Annotated in this window: 18 protein-coding genes; 7 read left to right on the top strand and 11 right to left on the bottom strand. The window is 51.5% G+C overall.

Annotated elements, in window-relative coordinates; translation table 11 throughout:
* Positions 1–53 precede the first annotated feature (53 nt).
* The 3 genes from CDA54_RS18390 to CDA54_RS18380 are packed head-to-tail and all read left to right on the top strand — an operon-like array spanning position 54 to position 1,782.
* Positions 54–539, top strand: a complete 486-nt coding sequence (locus CDA54_RS18390; protein WP_099036512.1) for a GNAT family N-acetyltransferase — start codon at positions 54–56, stop codon at positions 537–539.
* Entirely contained in the window at positions 536–1,132 is a 597-nt protein-coding gene (locus CDA54_RS18385) for a glutathione S-transferase family protein (RefSeq protein WP_099036511.1), read from the top strand. The genes CDA54_RS18390 and CDA54_RS18385 overlap by 4 nt, the downstream gene beginning before the upstream one ends.
* 41 nt (positions 1,133–1,173) lie before the next feature.
* The gene (locus CDA54_RS18380; protein ID WP_099036510.1) at positions 1,174–1,782 is read left to right on the top strand and encodes a LysE family translocator; all 609 of its coding nucleotides are present in this window, start codon (positions 1,174–1,176) and stop codon (positions 1,780–1,782) included.
* A gap of 157 nt (positions 1,783–1,939) precedes the next feature.
* On the opposite strand, the gene CDA54_RS18375 is transcribed toward CDA54_RS18380, so the two are convergent.
* The 5 genes from CDA54_RS18375 to CDA54_RS18355 form a co-directional block, all read right to left on the bottom strand.
* Complete coding sequence (locus CDA54_RS18375; RefSeq protein ID WP_099036509.1) at positions 1,940–3,016, bottom strand: tetratricopeptide repeat protein; 1,077 nt, start codon at positions 3,014–3,016, stop codon at positions 1,940–1,942.
* Positions 3,017–3,059: 43 nt separating this feature from the next.
* The gene (locus CDA54_RS18370; protein WP_229748209.1) at positions 3,060–3,557 is read right to left on the bottom strand and encodes an Ig-like domain-containing protein; all 498 of its coding nucleotides are present in this window, start codon (positions 3,555–3,557) and stop codon (positions 3,060–3,062) included.
* Between the two features lie 11 nt (positions 3,558–3,568).
* Positions 3,569–5,149, bottom strand: a complete 1,581-nt coding sequence (locus CDA54_RS18365; protein WP_099036507.1) for a DUF4331 domain-containing protein — start codon at positions 5,147–5,149, stop codon at positions 3,569–3,571.
* Between the two features lie 78 nt (positions 5,150–5,227).
* Entirely contained in the window at positions 5,228–5,929 is a 702-nt protein-coding gene (locus tag CDA54_RS18360; protein ID WP_099036506.1) for an anti-sigma factor, read from the bottom strand.
* Complete coding sequence (locus CDA54_RS18355; RefSeq protein ID WP_099036505.1) at positions 5,926–6,453, bottom strand: RNA polymerase sigma factor; 528 nt, start codon at positions 6,451–6,453, stop codon at positions 5,926–5,928. Before CDA54_RS18355 ends, CDA54_RS18360 begins: the two co-directional genes overlap by 4 nt.
* Positions 6,454–6,725: 272 nt before the next feature.
* Between CDA54_RS18355 and CDA54_RS18350 the strand changes: the two genes are divergently transcribed.
* Genes CDA54_RS18350 through CDA54_RS18335 form a run of 4 tightly spaced genes read left to right on the top strand, consistent with a single transcriptional unit; the run spans position 6,726 to position 9,617 of the window.
* Entirely contained in the window at positions 6,726–7,103 is a 378-nt protein-coding gene (locus tag CDA54_RS18350) for a VOC family protein (RefSeq protein ID WP_099036504.1), read from the top strand.
* A 47-nt stretch (positions 7,104–7,150) separates the two neighbouring features.
* Entirely contained in the window at positions 7,151–7,570 is a 420-nt protein-coding gene (locus CDA54_RS18345; protein ID WP_099036503.1) for an MAPEG family protein, read from the top strand.
* A 26-nt stretch (positions 7,571–7,596) separates the two neighbouring features.
* Positions 7,597–8,796: a cation:proton antiporter gene (locus tag CDA54_RS18340; protein ID WP_099036502.1), complete on the top strand. Its 1,200-nt coding sequence runs from the start codon at positions 7,597–7,599 to the stop codon at positions 8,794–8,796.
* A 32-nt stretch (positions 8,797–8,828) separates the two neighbouring features.
* Positions 8,829–9,617 carry a PhzF family phenazine biosynthesis protein gene (locus CDA54_RS18335; RefSeq protein WP_099036501.1) on the top strand — a complete coding sequence of 263 codons (789 nt, stop codon included), beginning with the start codon at positions 8,829–8,831 and terminating at the stop codon, positions 9,615–9,617.
* Between the two features lie 42 nt (positions 9,618–9,659).
* Here CDA54_RS18335 and CDA54_RS18330 read toward each other — a convergent pair whose 3' ends face one another.
* The 6 genes from CDA54_RS18330 to CDA54_RS18305 all read right to left on the bottom strand — a co-directional run bounded on the left by CDA54_RS18330 (position 9,660) and on the right by CDA54_RS18305 (position 15,985).
* On the bottom strand, positions 9,660–10,520 hold the full coding sequence (locus CDA54_RS18330; protein ID WP_229748210.1) for a sugar phosphate isomerase/epimerase family protein: 861 nt from the start codon (positions 10,518–10,520) through the stop codon (positions 9,660–9,662).
* 28 nt (positions 10,521–10,548) lie between these two features.
* Positions 10,549–12,276: a GMC oxidoreductase gene (locus CDA54_RS18325; RefSeq protein ID WP_099036500.1), complete on the bottom strand. Its 1,728-nt coding sequence runs from the start codon at positions 12,274–12,276 to the stop codon at positions 10,549–10,551.
* An 11-nt stretch (positions 12,277–12,287) separates the two neighbouring features.
* The gene (locus tag CDA54_RS18320) at positions 12,288–12,899 is read right to left on the bottom strand and encodes a gluconate 2-dehydrogenase subunit 3 family protein (RefSeq protein WP_099036499.1); all 612 of its coding nucleotides are present in this window, start codon (positions 12,897–12,899) and stop codon (positions 12,288–12,290) included.
* Complete coding sequence (locus CDA54_RS18315) at positions 12,896–13,609, bottom strand: 3-keto-disaccharide hydrolase (protein WP_229748212.1); 714 nt, start codon at positions 13,607–13,609, stop codon at positions 12,896–12,898. Before CDA54_RS18315 ends, CDA54_RS18320 begins: the two co-directional genes overlap by 4 nt.
* 79 nt (positions 13,610–13,688) lie before the next feature.
* On the bottom strand, positions 13,689–14,300 hold the full coding sequence (locus tag CDA54_RS18310; protein WP_099036497.1) for a gluconate 2-dehydrogenase subunit 3 family protein: 612 nt from the start codon (positions 14,298–14,300) through the stop codon (positions 13,689–13,691).
* Positions 14,300–15,985, bottom strand: coding sequence for a GMC oxidoreductase (locus tag CDA54_RS18305; RefSeq protein WP_099036496.1), 1,686 nt, complete (start codon positions 15,983–15,985; stop codon positions 14,300–14,302). Before CDA54_RS18305 ends, CDA54_RS18310 begins: the two co-directional genes overlap by 1 nt.
* Positions 15,986–15,997 lie beyond the last annotated feature (12 nt).

Raw genomic sequence — 15,997 nt, 5'->3', positions numbered from 1 at the left:
CACCACAACACCACCGCTTTACCCTCTGTTATTAACCTGAAGGGAGTTAAAGGATGCACCTCACCAAGGCCACATCCCATCATCTGACCACACTGATGAGCTGGTTCCCCGACCGCAAAACCTGCTTAAACTGGGGCGGCCCGATGTTTCGCTTTCCTTTTACAGCTACATCTTTTGTCGAAGATATCCGTTGGAATACCCTACCCTCCTATTCGTTAATTGGTGAACATGGCGAGCTTATTGGTTTTGGTCAGTATTACCTGCGCGAGGGTCGTTGCCATCTGGGCCGCCTGGCTGTTTCCCCCTTGCAGCGCGGGCAGGGCCTGGGTCGCGTACTGGTACAACAGTTAGGAGAAATCGGCTGCAGTGATCTGGAGCTGGCCCAGTGTTCGTTGTTTGTGCTGGAAGATAACCTTCCGGCGATTCAGTGTTATCGCAAAGCGGGTTTTGAGTTCGCGGCTTACCCTGGCGAAATGCCGCCACTGGAAGGCTGTGTGTATATGACAGCAAGACCCGTTCTGTTAAAGGAAAACCAATGAAAATATATGGCGATATCCGCTCCGGCAACTGCTACAAAATCAAACTGCTGTGTGCATTGGTGGGCATTGAGCACCAGTGGATCCATGTGGATATATTGGCAGGCGATACCACAAACAGTGATTTTTTGAGGAAAAACCCAAACGGCAAGATTCCGCTGCTGGAGCTGGAGGATGGCCGCTGTTTGTCGGAGTCCAATGCCATACTCAATTATCTGGCTGCTGGCAGTGATCTGCTGCCCGGGGATCCTTTCGAACTGGCAAAGGTTCAGCAATGGCAATTCTTCGAGCAATACAGCCACGAGCCTTATATTGCCGTGGCACGTTTTATCGCCAGATACCTCGGCCTGCCTGAAGAGCGTAAGCAGGAATATAAGTCTAAACAGGCCGGCGGGCATAAAGCACTGGCGGTGATGGAACAACAACTGACCACAACCCCCTATTTAACCGGCAACAGGTTGACCACGGCCGATATCAGTTTGTACGGCTACACCCATGTGGCTGATGAAGGAGGCTTTAATCTGAGTCAGTATCCGGCTATCAAGGCATGGATCGGAAAAATCGCTGCTCACCCCAACTACACTGGCATGATCTGAGTAATAAACACATTGGGATCACTGAACACCGGGCCGAAACGATGAACATTGCGGATATACTTATCCTGTTTACCCTGATGATCGCCCTGGCGGCGCTCCCCAGCACCAGTGTGGCACTGGTTGTTGTGCGTAGCGCTACCGCCGGCTTTAAACACGGTGTTGCCACCAGCTGTGGCATCGTGCTTGGTGATCTGATTTTTGTTCTGCTTGCCATTTTGGGGCTCACAGCTCTGGCCGACGCGATGGGAAGTCTGTTTGTGTTATTTCGGTATCTGGCCGGGGGATATCTAATCTGGTTTGGTATCAGTCTGCTCAGAACAGCCCACTCAACTCAGGCAACCACAAAACACAACTTTGCATCATCTCTGTCGACCAGCTTTCTGTCCGGCCTGCTTATCACGCTTGGCGATATTAAAGCCATATTGTTCTATGCCAGCCTGTTTCCCACATTCGTTGATTTGACCGCTATCGGAACCTACGAACTCATGGCAATTATGGCCATCACAGTTGTATCTGTAGGTGGGGTAAAGCTCGGTTATGCTTTCGCGGCGCAAAAAATTCTGACATTCAGGTTAAGGGCACAAAGGGCAGCCAAAATCACCGCTGGCAGTATCATAGTGGGTGCCGGCACCTACCTGATCGTTAAGTAACCGACAACCCAGTTCGTTGCCTGCTGAACTAAAGGGGGAGCATTGGCTGAGGCCCTGGCAACCATCCTGACACCGGCCAGAATTTACATGTTCTGCCTGATATCAAAATACAGCCTTGCCTCCCGTTTGATTCTCCCGGCTTCAGCTACAGACACCTTTACTTGTCGGCCGCGAGTGTCTTCGCCGCCGCGAGCAGATCAGCATCCATTTGCGACTTCGCATGCCTGTAATTGACCTCTGCCCAGTAGTTGGCTTTTTCCGGGTTGGGTTCTACATACAAATAGAATTTTGCCAGCTCTGCAGCATGGGCGTAATTATGTGCCGCTGTTCGCTGAGCGATACGCTGTTGCATCGCCTTTAACCACTGGCTGCCTGAATCTGTGAACTTCTCTGCCATTGCCAGTCGCAGCAACAGTGCATCATCGATAAACACATGGTCTTCAGTCAAGGTAACCAGGCTGTTCAGTACCTGCTGATCATTGTCTTGTGCAAACTGAATGTCTGCCCATAATGCAATGGCACTCAATGGTGCTGCAGACAGCGTCAGGTTCTGAATATGCTGTTGAGCTTTTACAGGCTGGCCCATCGACAATGCCAGTTCAGCCAGTATCTGTGAAATCCAAATCTGATGGGTTGAGTTTTGCCCCTGAGTGCGCTCGACCATCTGTAGTAAATCACCATAGTATGTCTGGATGCCTTCCGGATCCTGTTGCGCCCGGGTATCCACCACACATGCCGTCACAACAGCGGCATTCGTCAGACCTAACAATTTTTTGCAGGCCTCTGTTGCCGCGCTATACCGGCCCAGATTATTCAGTACGGAAGCCTTGAGCAACAGTAGCCCGGCATCCCGGGGAGCCTGATTTAAAGCATCTTCAAGGGTTTGACTGGCTGCCTTAAAATCATGCTGATGCTGCTGGACTCTGGCGAGTCCGTACTGTCTGCGGACTGCGTCTTTATCGGTTTCAGGCGTATATTCTTCGACCGCTTTACGCAATCCGCTGATGTCAGTCTCCGAGGACGTCAGATACTGCAAGGCCATAACCTTATCCAGTAACTGCTCAAGGCCTGATTCACTGTACTGGTCTGGCGCTTTCTCACTATGGGGTTTTTCGTGCTGGTGATTTTCATGGCTGATCGCCACCGGTGACCAGGCACTGATACACAGCGCAATGGCTGACCAGAATACACCATGAGTCATATTTGATAACCATGAGGGTTTGTTCATTTTCATTCTCTGACCTTATTAAAAACGCCATCCCTGGCGATAGCGTGATTTAGTCGATCAGCAGGTCGTCGTAGGCCTGCTCACTGGTAACATCGTTGGTCACAACGCGACCGTTTAAACGCAGTGGCATGTCATCACCGGCTTGCGCAAACGCTTCGCGACTGAGGTTTGAAAACAACACCTGCAGCGCCTCTACCGAGACCGACACTTCACCCACCACTGCCGGGTTCTGATTATCGGTCACCGAGAAGGTAAAGCTGTCCTGGCCGGTAAACTCATTGTCGGGTGTATACGTAAAATCACCGTTTTGTGAAATGGTTACCATGCCATTATTGGCTTCCTGCTCCAGAGCAAACGAGAGCGGATCATTGTCCTCATCGGAGGCCTGCAGGCTGTCGCTGACAGGCACCTCTGTTTGTGTGATCAACTGTGAATCTGCTGCTACCGGCGCCTGATTTTTCTCCATCGGTGAAGATTTTGAATCATCGCCGTTAAAGCAACCACTGAGCATCAGCGCCATTGCGCCAAGAAGTATGGTTCTTAACATCATTATCTCCTTTAGTTTGAACCAGCCAGAGGAGTGGCCAGATAAGGAAACTGATTACCCATCATCGATGCATCAATCGGAGCGCCATCGGTGAATGGCACATTGCCTACATTGGCATCGGACTCTTCACACAAGCCAAGGTTGGTGGGTTCGCCGTCGATAGGAATGGGATAACATAAAGCTCCCATCACCACACGCAGCGCAATATCTACCACATCATCACCTGGTCGACGGCCATTGGGGAATCCGGCCAGATCGTCTCCGGCAACACCAAAGGCCGACTGCTCATTAGTGGGAACCGCCGGAATAGCCGTATTGAGGCGTAACATCTCTGAGGGCGTCACGGTTGCCAGCTGATTAACGCCGGGAAAACCGGTCAGAAATGCAGTCACCAAATCGTTGCGTGGAAAATGGGTTGGTGCCAGGGTTGGGAATGAGGTTCCCAGGGTTCCATTGACCGCCTCCAGAAAGAGTATGTTGAGCAATTCCGGTAGTGAAGGGTGGGTCACATAATCGGCAAACTGACCATCTTCACTGGGGTGCAAAGATGAGAATTTGTCTTTGTCACCAATACCAATCACCAGTTCATTGACCAGCGGGCTTCCTAGCCGTGAAACCTGAGTCATTGCGCCACCAGCAACGGCGGGCTTGTCAAAGGTAGCATTGGGGTTTAGCACCGTGGCCTGGGGTAAACTGGCGGTAGTCCAGGCGCCAATTACGCCATTGCCGCTTCCTGTCACACAGGATTTGGGTACTTCAACGGCAATACTGGTGACATTTTTATCCACCAGGTCATCGTTGTCACTGGTTTGTGTCACACCACCCGGAAAGCCATTTCCGTCATTAGCACCCGGCGCACTGTCGCCTTCAACCGGCACATAGTTGACCAGATCAAAGGTTTTACCCAGGTTAACCACAAATGGGTCTTTACGTTGGCCGACAAAGATTTTTGCCGGCATACTGCAGCCTGGCAGATCCGTTGTGTAAACAAACTGATTCGCATACTGCTCATAGCCTGCGACACTGCCAAAGGTTTTGGTGCCAATAAAATCCAGCGGCTTACCTAACGACGTTGAGCCGTTGGCTGACAAGGTTGTGCGATTGCCATTTCCCTGGCTGCCCTGCACGAGTTCCACGGTATAGCTTTCAAAAAAGTTGGCTGCCGCACTGGAGTCGAGGCTTACCGGGCCAACATTTTTAAGGGGTACTTTTACCGATTTCTGTTCACCTTCCGGGCCAATCGACAAAGCAATACCATTGCCATCAGCGCCCAGTTTGGCGTCAAAATCAAACACAAAAGACAAATCTTCAACGGCGTCACCGTCGTTGTCGATATGTATTGCATAGTGGGCTCTGGGGTGCATCTTAAAATAGTTTGGGCCGCCATACGCATCCTGCAAAGGAATATAGTTTGCGATCAGCGTGACGTAATCCTCTCTGCCAGATTCATAGCTGTTAAACGCATAAAAGTCTGTAGAGTCTATGGTCGGAGTCTGAGTCACTCCGGGGGCTTCTCTGTGACTCGAAGCCTGTGTTGAAAATGCCACCACGCCGGCAATCAGCGCGACGGCAAACTTAGTGTAATGCTGCATAGTAAATCCCTCTTTATTGTGAGTTCGTTAAAACCAAACGCACAACTCAGAGGGTTGGATGCAAAAGAATTACTTTTTTTACACGTTTATCAGATTTGACGTGTACAACACCTCTGTTGGCTGCCCGGTGGGTGAGCCACCCAGTGGCTCCAGACTGACCGCCAGAACATTGATGGGTACGGACTTCAGACTATCAGGCGCCGGAACACTCAGCTCTCCATTTTTAGGCAGTACCCCCAATGAGATTGGTGAATTACCGTTTGCAGGCACAATCCACAGTTCAAAGTCTTTATCAGCAAGAGCAACGAGCTGATCCGTCGCCCTGACCCGCAATTGTTGGTCAGAGATCTCAATTAACCATAACGGATTGGTCTTTTGATCATTGACCACTGCGATATGCGTTACCGGCGGTGCCAGCGACGGACTTAAACTGGTCCAGACCACAGCAATCAGCAATGAGGCGGCGAAAGCCAGCAATGCCGGACCGCGCCAGAATCGGGATTGATGTTTGCTGGGGGCCTTAAATTCGCTTACGGACGCATTTTTATTAACAAAGCCCAACTTTTCCTGAATGCTTTCCCATACATTTTCACCGGGCGCAACCGGTGTAATGTCGCCGCCCATTCCGTTCAGGTATTGCTCCCACAACCAGGTGGTTTCGGCAATAGACTGATTTGTCATGATCAGCTGTTGGTAGCGTCTTCGCGCTCCGCCGCGCAGGGTACCCAGTACATATTCTGCGGCCAGCGCGTTACGTAATGATTCTGTGTGATAGTTCATAATGACAGGCACCTTTGCAGACTTTGCAGCCCCCTGCGAATCCAGCTCTTAATGGTTCCCAGTGGGGACCCCAGATGCTGCACGACTTCATGATGAGATAACCCACCATAATAGGCCAGGTGAATGGCCTGGCGTTGCTGGTCATCCAGTTCCTCAATACACTCGGCTAGTCGTTTACGTTCTGCTGAGGGAACGGGGATCGTGGTGGTGGGGCCATCTTTCTCGGGTTCCAGCGTAACTTCGTTGCGAATGTTGTGATAGCGCATAATGTCGAGGGCCCGATATCTGACAATACTGACCATCCAGGTCAGCACTGTACCTTTGCTGCGCTGGTAACTGGAAGCGCCATGCCAGACCTTGATAAATGCATCCTGGGTTGCTTCTTCAGCCAACTCTTTATGTTTAAGCATTTTCAGGGCGACTGCATAGATCTGCGCACTGGTTTTAGCATACAGTTCTGCAAACTCATCTCTTTTGCCATCAGCGATAGCACACAACAAGGGAAATAACTCTTCATGTTCCATAAACATCCTTTATCAGGGGGGCTGTGGCTATAACCAAACGACTGAGTGTTGTTTTCAGATTCAGACCTTACCGATTTTTTTAACCATCGAACGATTCATCCTTCAGGTAAGCCCGTTTACCACTGTAATACAAACTGGCATTTACTCAACCACATAGCACACATGTCCTTAATCGCCGGCGAGCAGCTGGCATGTTTCGCCTGTAGCAGCAGGTGTCTGCCGTAAGTTAAGATGAGTGCTATGCTGTTGTAACTATTTGAAGGAATAAAAAAATGAAAGCTACCGGAAAAATTAATTATGTAGAGTTCCCTGCCAGTCAGCTCGAGCAGACTAAACGTTTTTTTAGTGACGCCTTTGGCTGGGAATTTGTTGATTATGGTCCCGATTACACAGCCTTCAGTGAAGCTGGCATAGATGGTGGTTTTTACCGCTCGGAACTGGCAGCAGACACCGATACAGGCAGCGCTCTGATCGTGCTGTACAGCCACGACCTGGAGGCCATGCAACGCAAAGTCCAGGAGTGTGGCGGCAAGATTAAAAAAGCCATTTTTGCCTTTCCCGGTGGCCGGCGCTTTCATTTTACCGATCCCAGTGGCAACGAGTTTGCCGTATGGTCAGACATACTGGCTGATGCAACGCAGATCGCTTAGTCTGCACACACCCGTCAGGTTAAATTCAGTCGACACGAGGAAATACCATGGACTTACTCTACCCCATGTTTGCACTGGTTGTGCTGACCGTCATTGTGGGTCTGTTAACCGGTTACAGGCGAATCAGCAGTGCCTCGGCCGGCGAACTCGATCCCAGATATTTTAAAGTCATGGCTAATTACACTGTGCCGGATCATATTGCCAAATTTGGCAGAAACTTCGATAACCTGTTTGAAGTGCCGGTGCTGTTTTATGCCGCAGGTGCCAGTGCAATGGCGCTGAATATAGTAAGTGAATGGTTGCTGATATTTGCCTGGCTGTTCGTTGGTTTCAGAATTATTCACAGCCTGATCCATATCACTTACAACAATCCAGTGCACAGGTTTGTGGCCTTTCTGCTGTCTTTTGTTGCCGTGGTGGCGATGTGGATTAACATCATCTTACAGGCCGGTTCTGTAACCGGTTAAACGCTGTTTCTCTTACGAGACGAAAAATGCCTATCAGTAGTTTGTTAATTACCGTCGGTGGATTGCTGTTGGCTGGCCTTGCGGTAGAAGGAATCGGCAGGCATACGCCACTACCACGAGTGACATTGCTGCTGGCTTTTGGCTTTGTCATTGGCCCTTCAGGAATCGACGTACTGCCCGATATTCAGCAGACCTGGTTTCCGGTAATAGCCAATATCGCGCTGTTGATGATTGGCTTTTTACTCGGAGAGAAATTGGTTCGTCTGTTAACCGGCAGGCTTGGCGACACCATTCTCAAGGTCTCCATTTACAATGTAGTGATTACGGTAGTCGTTGTACTGGCTGGTCTCTGGTTGTTTGATGTACCGCTGATCATGGCATTATTGTTGGCGGCCATCGCGTCGGCTACCGCGCCGGCGGCCACCACCGATGTGATTGAAGAAGCCCGCGCCAAAGGCCCCTTTACCTCGGTTCTTACCGGCGTTGTCGCCATAGACGATGCGTGGGGAATGATCATATTCAGCATTTTACTGGCCTGGGCCCTGGTGCTCGGTGGCGACGGCAATGGTCTGCACGGTTTATGGCTGGGGGTGCAGGATGTGGGTGGTGCCATGTTGTTAGGCACTCTGCTTGGGGCGCCCATGGCTTATCTCACCGGGCGAATCCGGCCCGGACAACCCACGATGGTCGAGGCGCTCGGTTTCGTATTTTTGTGCGGTGGCCTGGCAGAGTGGTTTGGCGTGTCTTTTTTACTGGCCTCTATGGTCATGGGGTCAGTGGTCTACGCACTGGCCGGGCATCACAAACGACCATTCCACGAAATTGAATATATAGACTGGCCTTTTAAAATCCTGTTTTTTATTCTCGCCGGCGCCGCTCTGCATATACCGGCACTGTTCAATGCGGGCGCTATGGTGATTGGCTACATACTATTGCGAATTGTCGGTAAAATTGCGGGGGCGATTATTGGTGGCAGGCTCAGCGGTGCCGATCCGGTGGTCAGTCGCTGGCTTGGCCCGGCATTATTACCTCAGGCAGGTGTGGCAATTGGCATGGCATTACTGGCAAGCCAACAGTTTCCACAATTAGCCGAGGATATATTGGCTGTCGCTATTGGCGCCACGGTATTCTTTGAATTAGTTGGCCCTGTTTTTACCAGGCTGGCGCTGCGCCGCGCGGGTGAAGACACCCAGATGAGTCAGCGCCATCCGAAACGCAAGCAATAACGACCGGATTTTCATTTCACTCAGGAGCCTTTATGAAATTACCGCTTTACCAGATCGATGCCTTTGCAGAGCAACCCTTTTCTGGCAATCCAGCGGCAGTTTGCCCCCTGACTGAGTGGCTTGACGATAGCCTGCTGCAACAGATCGCCGAGGAAAATAATCTGTCTGAAACGGCGTTTTTTGTAGCAGAGGATGGCAAGTACCGATTGCGCTGGTTTACCCCTGTTGAGGAAGTGGACCTCTGCGGTCATGCGACCCTGGCCGCTGCGCACGTTTTATTTACCCATTTAGGTCACGCTAGTGATGAGATTGTGTTTACCAGCCGCAGCGGCGAACTGATAGTGCGCCAGTGCGAAAATGGGCTGGTCATGGACTTCCCGGCATCGCTACCCCAACCGGTCGTCAATCCGCCACAAGGATTGTTCAGGGGCCTGGGGGTTCAGCCTGAGGAAGTATTGATGGCGTTTGATTATATCGTGGTGCTCAGGGATGAACGTCAGGTTCGTGACCTCAAACCTGACTTTTCTCACTGGATGCAGCTCGACGGGCGTGGCGTCGTGGTCACTGCGCCCGGCAAAGACGTGGATTTTGTCAGTCGCTGTTTCTTTCCCAGACTACGGGTTAATGAGGATCCGGTTACCGGCTCGGCGCACTGTGAGACCGCACCCTACTGGTCGGAAAAACTCGCTAAAACAGCGCTGACAGCCAGGCAACTATCGGCGCGATCCGGCACCGTTGCCTGTCAGCTAAAAGGTCAACGTGTTGAGCTGACAGGGCAATGTGCCGACTATCTGCAGGGCCAGATAACCCTTAGCATTTAGCCGGTTTTAACCTTTTCCTAAGCACCGTGCTGCCAGCCCTGGCTAGCGGCTCTGCTGCCAGAGTTGTATTTCTCTTTCCAGCCCCTGTTTGGATTTCTCTACCGCCTGCATCGGCGTCAGGTTGTCAGGGTATTCTTCCTGTTCCACTACCAGCCAGTGGGTACCACCCACCTCAATATTGGCGCTCAGCAAGGCCTGCCAGTCAATATTGTCTTCTCCGATCAACACCTTGCCTTTGTCACCTTCACGCAGCTTAGCCTTGTAGTGGGTAGTCAGTGTACGACCAGGATAGGCCCGTACATAGGCGGCCGGATCATGACCGGCAAAATAGCTCCAGCCCACATCCTGCTGTAGCACCAGGTTGTCCGGAGTATGTGTGGCGATATAGTCCCACAGGGTTTTGCTGCCATGGCCACCGGATGAAAACTCCTGCGCATGGTTATGGTAGCCAAAATCCAGTCCATAGGCGGTTACCAACGGCAAGAACTGGTTGAGGTCAGCCACTGTCTGTTTGACAGTGTCGGCAGAAAAGGCCCGTTCATCCCAGGGCACAATCAGTGTCGGACAATCCAGAGCCTGATAAAATGCCAGAGTGCGATAGCGATTTGTCTCATTCAGCGCATCAAAGCCGATATGCGCACCGCTGCATTCCAACCCAAGTTCGTTTAAACGGGCTTTGAGTGCTGCCGGGTTGTCCTTATAGGGGCCAAAGCTACCGGCAAACTCAACTCCATCGAATCCCATCGCAGCAAGTTGCTCCAGAGTTGTGTCGAGATCACGTTCAACACTGTCTTTAACCGACCAGAGCTGCACACTGATGCCTGGCATCGTCTTATCGGTGGCGCTATGCGCAAACCATGGAAGCAAGACCAGCGTCAGGAGCAATATATTTAATCGTTTCATCGTTATCTTTCCTTATTGTTTGCCGCACTTACAAACGCCCGGCTTTAAGTTCTTCTATCGCATAGTGTGCGGCTCTTGCCGTCAGTGCCATAAAGGTTAATGACGGATTAACCACCCCAGACGAGCAGAAACTGGCGCCGTCAGTGACAAAAAGATTAGCTACATCATGAGATTGATTGTATTTATTCAGAATGGATTGTTTAGGATCCACTCCCATTCTTGCCGTACCCACTTCATGGATAGCCAGCCCCGGAGGCGACTGCGTCGCCTGGGCGTTAATATCCTCAAAGCCAGCTGTTTTAAGCAGATTGGCAGCATCCTCTGCGGCATACTGCATCATCGTCAGCTCATTGTCGGACCATTTGCAGTTAAAATGCAGTTGCGGAATACCCCATTTATCTTTCTTAGTCGGATGCAGGCTTACCTGGTTGTCGGCCCGGGGCAGCATTTCACCCTGGGCACCCATCCAGACTTGCCAGGGGCCCGCCTGGGTAAGACGTTGCTTAAAGTCTTCACCGAAACCGTCCGAGCTACTCATACCCTGCCAGTTACCTCGTGTGGCGCCACCGGCAAGTGCATAGCCACGAATATAATCCTTATGATATCGGGAGGGCTCAAAATGACTGTTGGGAATATAAAAGCCGGTAGGGCGACGGCCCTTATAATATTCATCCTCATAGCCGGGGATGCGCGCTGAAGCCCAGGCGTTGTAGTTGTGATCCATCAGGTAGCGCCCCAGTACACCGGATGAATTGGCCAGACCGTCAGGAAAGGTCTTACTCACTGAGTTCAGCAATACCTGCGTAGAACCTAAGGTAGAGGCGCACAGAAATACCAGTTTGCCACGGTATTCCCGTTCGCTGAGATCGTCATTATCGATGACCCGCACTGCAGTTACGCGCTGCTTCGCATCATCATACACCAGGCTATGCACCACACTATTGGGGGCAATATGCAGATTACCGGTGCGGGCCGCCGCCGGTAATGTGGCACTCTGGGTAGAAAAATATGCGCCAAAGGAACAGCCGCGATAACACTCATTGCGGGCCTGACAGGTTACCCGCCCCAGCTCCATATGAATTTTACCGGGTTGGGTTAAATGCGCACACCGACCGGCCACCAGAGGGCGATCAGGAAAGGTTTCGGCCAGAGACGCCTTAAAATCCAGTTCCGGTTTGGTCAGCTCAAAGGCTGGCTGGCTGATACTGTCGGGCAACTGGGGCAATTTATCCTGACCGGCAGCAATACCGGCGAAGCGTTCTACATAATCATACCAGGGGGCCAGATCCTTGTAACGAATAGGCCAGTCGATGCCGTGACCATCTCTGGCATTCGCACTAAAATCAAAATCGCTGAAACGATAACTCTGTCTTGCCCATAATAATGATTTTCCGCCCAGCTGATTGGCGCGGATCCAACTGAACTCTGTACCTTTTTCAGTGGTGTAGGGCAGATCACGATCGTTACCAAAAAAATGCCGGGTTGTATCGTTAAATGCATAACATTGCTGCTGCACAGATTGCTGTTGCTCTGTGAGCAGATTATCGGTTCGGGTGCGGTACGGGTATTCCCAGGGGCCTTTCCCTTCTGTGGGATAGTCCTTACGATGTTCGACCAGCCTGCCCCGTTCAATCATCAGTACCTTAAGGCCCGCCTCACAAAACTCCTTGGCTGCCCAGCCTCCGGTAATACCGGAGCCTACCACCAGTACATCAAATTCTTCATCCGTGTTTTGCACAATTTTTTTATCTTGCATCAACCTTTCCTTCAGAACGGAAAACCACCACTGTAGGCTTTGCCCACCGAAGCATATGGTACAGACCCTTTGAAACCGCCGGGAACAGGGTCATAGGCCAGCACTTTGGTCATTCCTACCTCAGAGGTAAAATAACCAAATACCAACAACGACTTAACCAGTTTGAATGCCTGAGTGTCTGTCAGGCTAAACTCTTGCTGTGTTTGTTCCAGGGCATTCAGCAGGCTCAACTGTCGGGCCGGCTCAGTCTGACTGAAGCCGTTACCGAAGCGCGCGACTGAGGCCGCCTGAATTTTGTCCAGAATGGCCACAACCGTTTCCTGCTCCTGTGGTTCAAAACAATGGTGCAGCTGGTTGTCTACAAACCAGTGGCAGTCTGTGGCCAGTGCACCCGGGGTGTCGGTTTTTGGTATGCTGAGATCACCAATCACCGCCAGAGTTTGTAACTGTGAAGCGGTTAACAGCTGCAACTGCCGGTTACCTTCAGGTGTCTGCTGGAACGCCATTGCCACCGACAAGCCATTGCCGCTAACTAATGTGTTTGCAGCATGCGCACCTAATACTAAACCGAGGCCTTTTAACAGACTGCGGCGGTCCATGCTGGCTGCTTTGTAATTTTTCATAGCTCTCTTACCCAGATATTTCGAAAACTCACCTGGTTTCCATGATCCTGCAATTGCAGTGGCGCACAGCCATGAGCCTTATAAGCCGGTTCACCAACCCAGACTGTAACGCCCTGAATCTCAGTATTATGTTGCACTACCACGCCATTGTGCAGCACCGTGATATAACCGGGTTTCTCCGGTTTATCGCCATCAAAGCGCGGCGCTTTGAATAGAATGTCGTAACTTTGCCACTGCTCAGGAGGGCGTGTCGCGTTTACCAAAGGCGCTTGTTGTTTGTATAAAGCGCCGGCCTGACCATTGCTATAAGTGCGATTGTCATAGGAGTCGAGGATCTGAATTTCATAGCGTTGCTGCAAAAACACCCCGCTATTATTGCGCTGCTGACCCTGCATCTCAGCTTCTGGCTCAGGCGTTTTCCATTCCAGATGCAACTGCACATCACAAAAATCTGCCTTAGTACGAATATCTCCTGATCCAGATACAACGGTCATCTCACCATCACTGACAGCCCATTTAGCCTCACCACCCTTAACACTCTGCCAATGGTTAAGGTCACCGCCATCAAACAGCACAATGGCATCAGAGGGTGGCGCATCCGGTGGTGCAGAAATAACGGCGGGCTCCGGCTCCCAGACTTCGGTTTTTTTTGCCTGCTGTGCCGCATCCTCCAGAGCCAGACCATTCAGGCTCACCGCGGATAAAAGCATTGCTGTGACCAGGGAAGGGGAAATACCTCGTTGTATTATTTTCATAATGAGTCTCTTGATTAGGTTATTTTCAAACCGCTCAGGTTGCCCAGGCGCGATCGCCTTTTTTATACGGATACTCTCCGTCATAGCGCCCCGGCACAGCCACATAGCGCAATACCTGAGTGGCCCCCGCTTTCGAGGTAAAAAATCCAAACAGGCTCAGTTGTTTGAACAGGGTAAAATAGTGAGGCAGAGACACCTCCTGGCCGGGCTTACTGCCGGGGTTACCCAATTCCCAGAAAGCCACCCGGTTTTCCCGGTTATAGCTGTACGCTTGCTGGTTCAGGTCAGCGAGCAAATCCTGGCGCTCTGTGTTATTCAGCAACAAAAACGGTTTGCCAAAGACAGACTCACTGGTGTTGTTAATCTTCACCATCCCCTGCCTGAACACCTGTTGCTCCTCAGGCAGATAACAGTCAGCCACCAGCACAGCCATAATCCGGCCCACATCGGCGTCCCTGGCCCCGGGCGTATCAGTGCGGGGGATAATGGTCTCCGCCACTTCGTTCAGCAGCATCAGGTCCTCCTTACTGAACCCCGCAGCCTTGGGCGAGGTGGCTTCCGCCACGCTGGTCCAGGCTATCGCGTTGCCCACAAAGGCTGCACCCGTTGCCATACCAATCATTTTAAGCAATTCACGTCTGTCCATCACAGGTTGCCTCGCTTGAGTTCGTCCACCGCATGGGCTGCGGCCCTTGCCGTCAGCGCCATATAGGTTAAAGACGGATTAACACAGGATGCTGAGGTCATGCAGGCGCCATCGGTGACAAACACGTTGAGTGCATCCCAGACCTGATTATGCTTGTTCAGTACTGAGGTTTTCGGATCACGCCCCATACGCGCGGTGCCCATTTCATGGATCCCCATGCCCGGCGCATAGTCACCGTCATAGCCGCGTACATTTTTCAGGCCGGCAGCCTCAAACATTTCCATGGCATCGGCCTGCATATCCTTACGCATGGCCAGTTCGTTATCCTTTATTTCCACATCCATGGCCAGCACCGGCAACCCCCACTTGTCTGTGACCTTGTGGTTCAGATAGATACGGTTTTCGTGATAAGGCAGTATTTCGCCAAAGGCCGACATGCCTATACTCCAGTGCCCTGGCTCACTCATGGCCGCTTTCAGATCTTCACCAATGCCCAGTTCGGCAATATCTTTGCGCCAGCCCTGACGACTGGCGCTGCCCTGATAACCAAAGCCGCGCAGATAATTACGCTTATCGTCGTTCCAGTTTCGATAACGGGGAATATAAAAACCGGCCGGACGACGACCAAAGGTATATTTGTCCAGATACCCTTCAACGTCAGCAGATGCGCCCACACGAAAATGATGATCCATCACATTGTGACCCAGTTCACCACTGCTGCTGCCCAGGCCGCCTTCCCATACATCGGTGGCTGAATTCATCAGCAACCAGGCTGTATTCAGAGCCGAGGCATTCACAAAAACAATGCGGCTGGTGTACTCGATGGTGTTGTTGGTTTCTGCGTCTATTACCTCAACGCCGGTGGCTCGCTGCTTGTCTTTGTCGTACAACAACCGCGATACAATAGAGAACGGGCGCACAGTAAGATTGCCTGTTTTAATGGCTGCAGGCAGTGTTGAAGACTGGGTACTGAAATAACCACCAAAGGGGCAACCCAGCCAGCATTTGGCCCGATACTGACAGCCTGCCCGACCCTGCTCTGGCATCGGCTGAGTGATATTGGCGCAACGGCTGTTAATTAAGTGACGCGTACCCTTAAAGGTTTTTTGCAGTCGCGCAGCCACATCTTTTTCCACGCAATTAAGCGGTATCGGGGGCTGAAACTGACCATCGGGCAATACATCCAGACCATCTCTGTTACCACTGATACCGGCGAATTTTTCCACATAATCATACCAGGGTGCCAGCTCCTGATAGCGAATCGGCCAGTCGACGGCAATGCCTTCTTTGGCATTGGCCTCAAAGTCCACTTCATTCAACCTGTAGCTCTGGCGCCCCCATAGCAGGGAGCGCCCGCCTAAATGATAGCCACGGAACCAGTCGAAACGTTTGTCTTCCGTGTAAGGAGCCTCTTTGTCTGTTGCCCACATGCCGAAGGTAGATTCATTCAGCGGATAATCGCGGCTGAGTACCGGATAATCCAGTTTCATCTGTCGGGTGGGCACATCACGGTGCGGGTAATCCCAGGCTTCCTTGTGGGCGTTTTTGTAATCTTTGATATGCTCGATATTTCTGCCACGCTCAAGCATCAGTACCTTCAGCCCGCGTTCACAGAGCTCTTTCGCTGCCCAGCCACCACTGATACCGGAACCCACCACGATGGCATCATAATTATTTACTGTCATAGCCTACCTCTT

It is taken from the genome of Lacimicrobium alkaliphilum (genome assembly GCF_002591895.1).
Taxonomy (GTDB): Bacteria; Pseudomonadota; Gammaproteobacteria; order Enterobacterales; family Alteromonadaceae; genus Lacimicrobium; species Lacimicrobium alkaliphilum.
Note: the sequence above shows the minus strand (reverse complement) of the source record. Positions and strands in the feature narration are given on the sequence as shown.

Excerpts from the sequence above, each read along its gene's own strand:
- CDA54_RS18390 (WP_099036512.1), top strand. The coding sequence starts at position 54 with ATGCACCTCACCAAGGCCACATCCCATCATCTGACCACACTGATGAGC.
- CDA54_RS18385 (WP_099036511.1), top strand. The coding sequence starts at position 536 with ATGAAAATATATGGCGATATCCGCTCCGGCAACTGCTACAAAATCAAA.
- CDA54_RS18380 (WP_099036510.1), top strand. The coding sequence starts at position 1,174 with ATGAACATTGCGGATATACTTATCCTGTTTACCCTGATGATCGCCCTG.
- CDA54_RS18375 (WP_099036509.1), bottom strand. The coding sequence starts at position 3,016 with ATGAAAATGAACAAACCCTCATGGTTATCAAATATGACTCATGGTGTA.
- CDA54_RS18370 (WP_229748209.1), bottom strand. The coding sequence starts at position 3,557 with ATGTTAAGAACCATACTTCTTGGCGCAATGGCGCTGATGCTCAGTGGT.
- CDA54_RS18365 (WP_099036507.1), bottom strand. The coding sequence starts at position 5,149 with ATGCAGCATTACACTAAGTTTGCCGTCGCGCTGATTGCCGGCGTGGTG.
- CDA54_RS18360 (WP_099036506.1), bottom strand. The coding sequence starts at position 5,929 with ATGAACTATCACACAGAATCATTACGTAACGCGCTGGCCGCAGAATAT.
- CDA54_RS18355 (WP_099036505.1), bottom strand. The coding sequence starts at position 6,453 with ATGGAACATGAAGAGTTATTTCCCTTGTTGTGTGCTATCGCTGATGGC.
- CDA54_RS18350 (WP_099036504.1), top strand. The coding sequence starts at position 6,726 with ATGAAAGCTACCGGAAAAATTAATTATGTAGAGTTCCCTGCCAGTCAG.
- CDA54_RS18345 (WP_099036503.1), top strand. The coding sequence starts at position 7,151 with ATGGACTTACTCTACCCCATGTTTGCACTGGTTGTGCTGACCGTCATT.
- CDA54_RS18340 (WP_099036502.1), top strand. The coding sequence starts at position 7,597 with ATGCCTATCAGTAGTTTGTTAATTACCGTCGGTGGATTGCTGTTGGCT.
- CDA54_RS18335 (WP_099036501.1), top strand. The coding sequence starts at position 8,829 with ATGAAATTACCGCTTTACCAGATCGATGCCTTTGCAGAGCAACCCTTT.
- CDA54_RS18330 (WP_229748210.1), bottom strand. The coding sequence starts at position 10,520 with ATGAAACGATTAAATATATTGCTCCTGACGCTGGTCTTGCTTCCATGG.
- CDA54_RS18325 (WP_099036500.1), bottom strand. The coding sequence starts at position 12,276 with ATGCAAGATAAAAAAATTGTGCAAAACACGGATGAAGAATTTGATGTA.
- CDA54_RS18320 (WP_099036499.1), bottom strand. The coding sequence starts at position 12,899 with ATGAAAAATTACAAAGCAGCCAGCATGGACCGCCGCAGTCTGTTAAAA.
- CDA54_RS18315 (WP_229748212.1), bottom strand. The coding sequence starts at position 13,609 with ATGCTTTTATCCGCGGTGAGCCTGAATGGTCTGGCTCTGGAGGATGCG.
- CDA54_RS18310 (WP_099036497.1), bottom strand. The coding sequence starts at position 14,300 with ATGGACAGACGTGAATTGCTTAAAATGATTGGTATGGCAACGGGTGCA.
- CDA54_RS18305 (WP_099036496.1), bottom strand. The coding sequence starts at position 15,985 with ATGACAGTAAATAATTATGATGCCATCGTGGTGGGTTCCGGTATCAGT.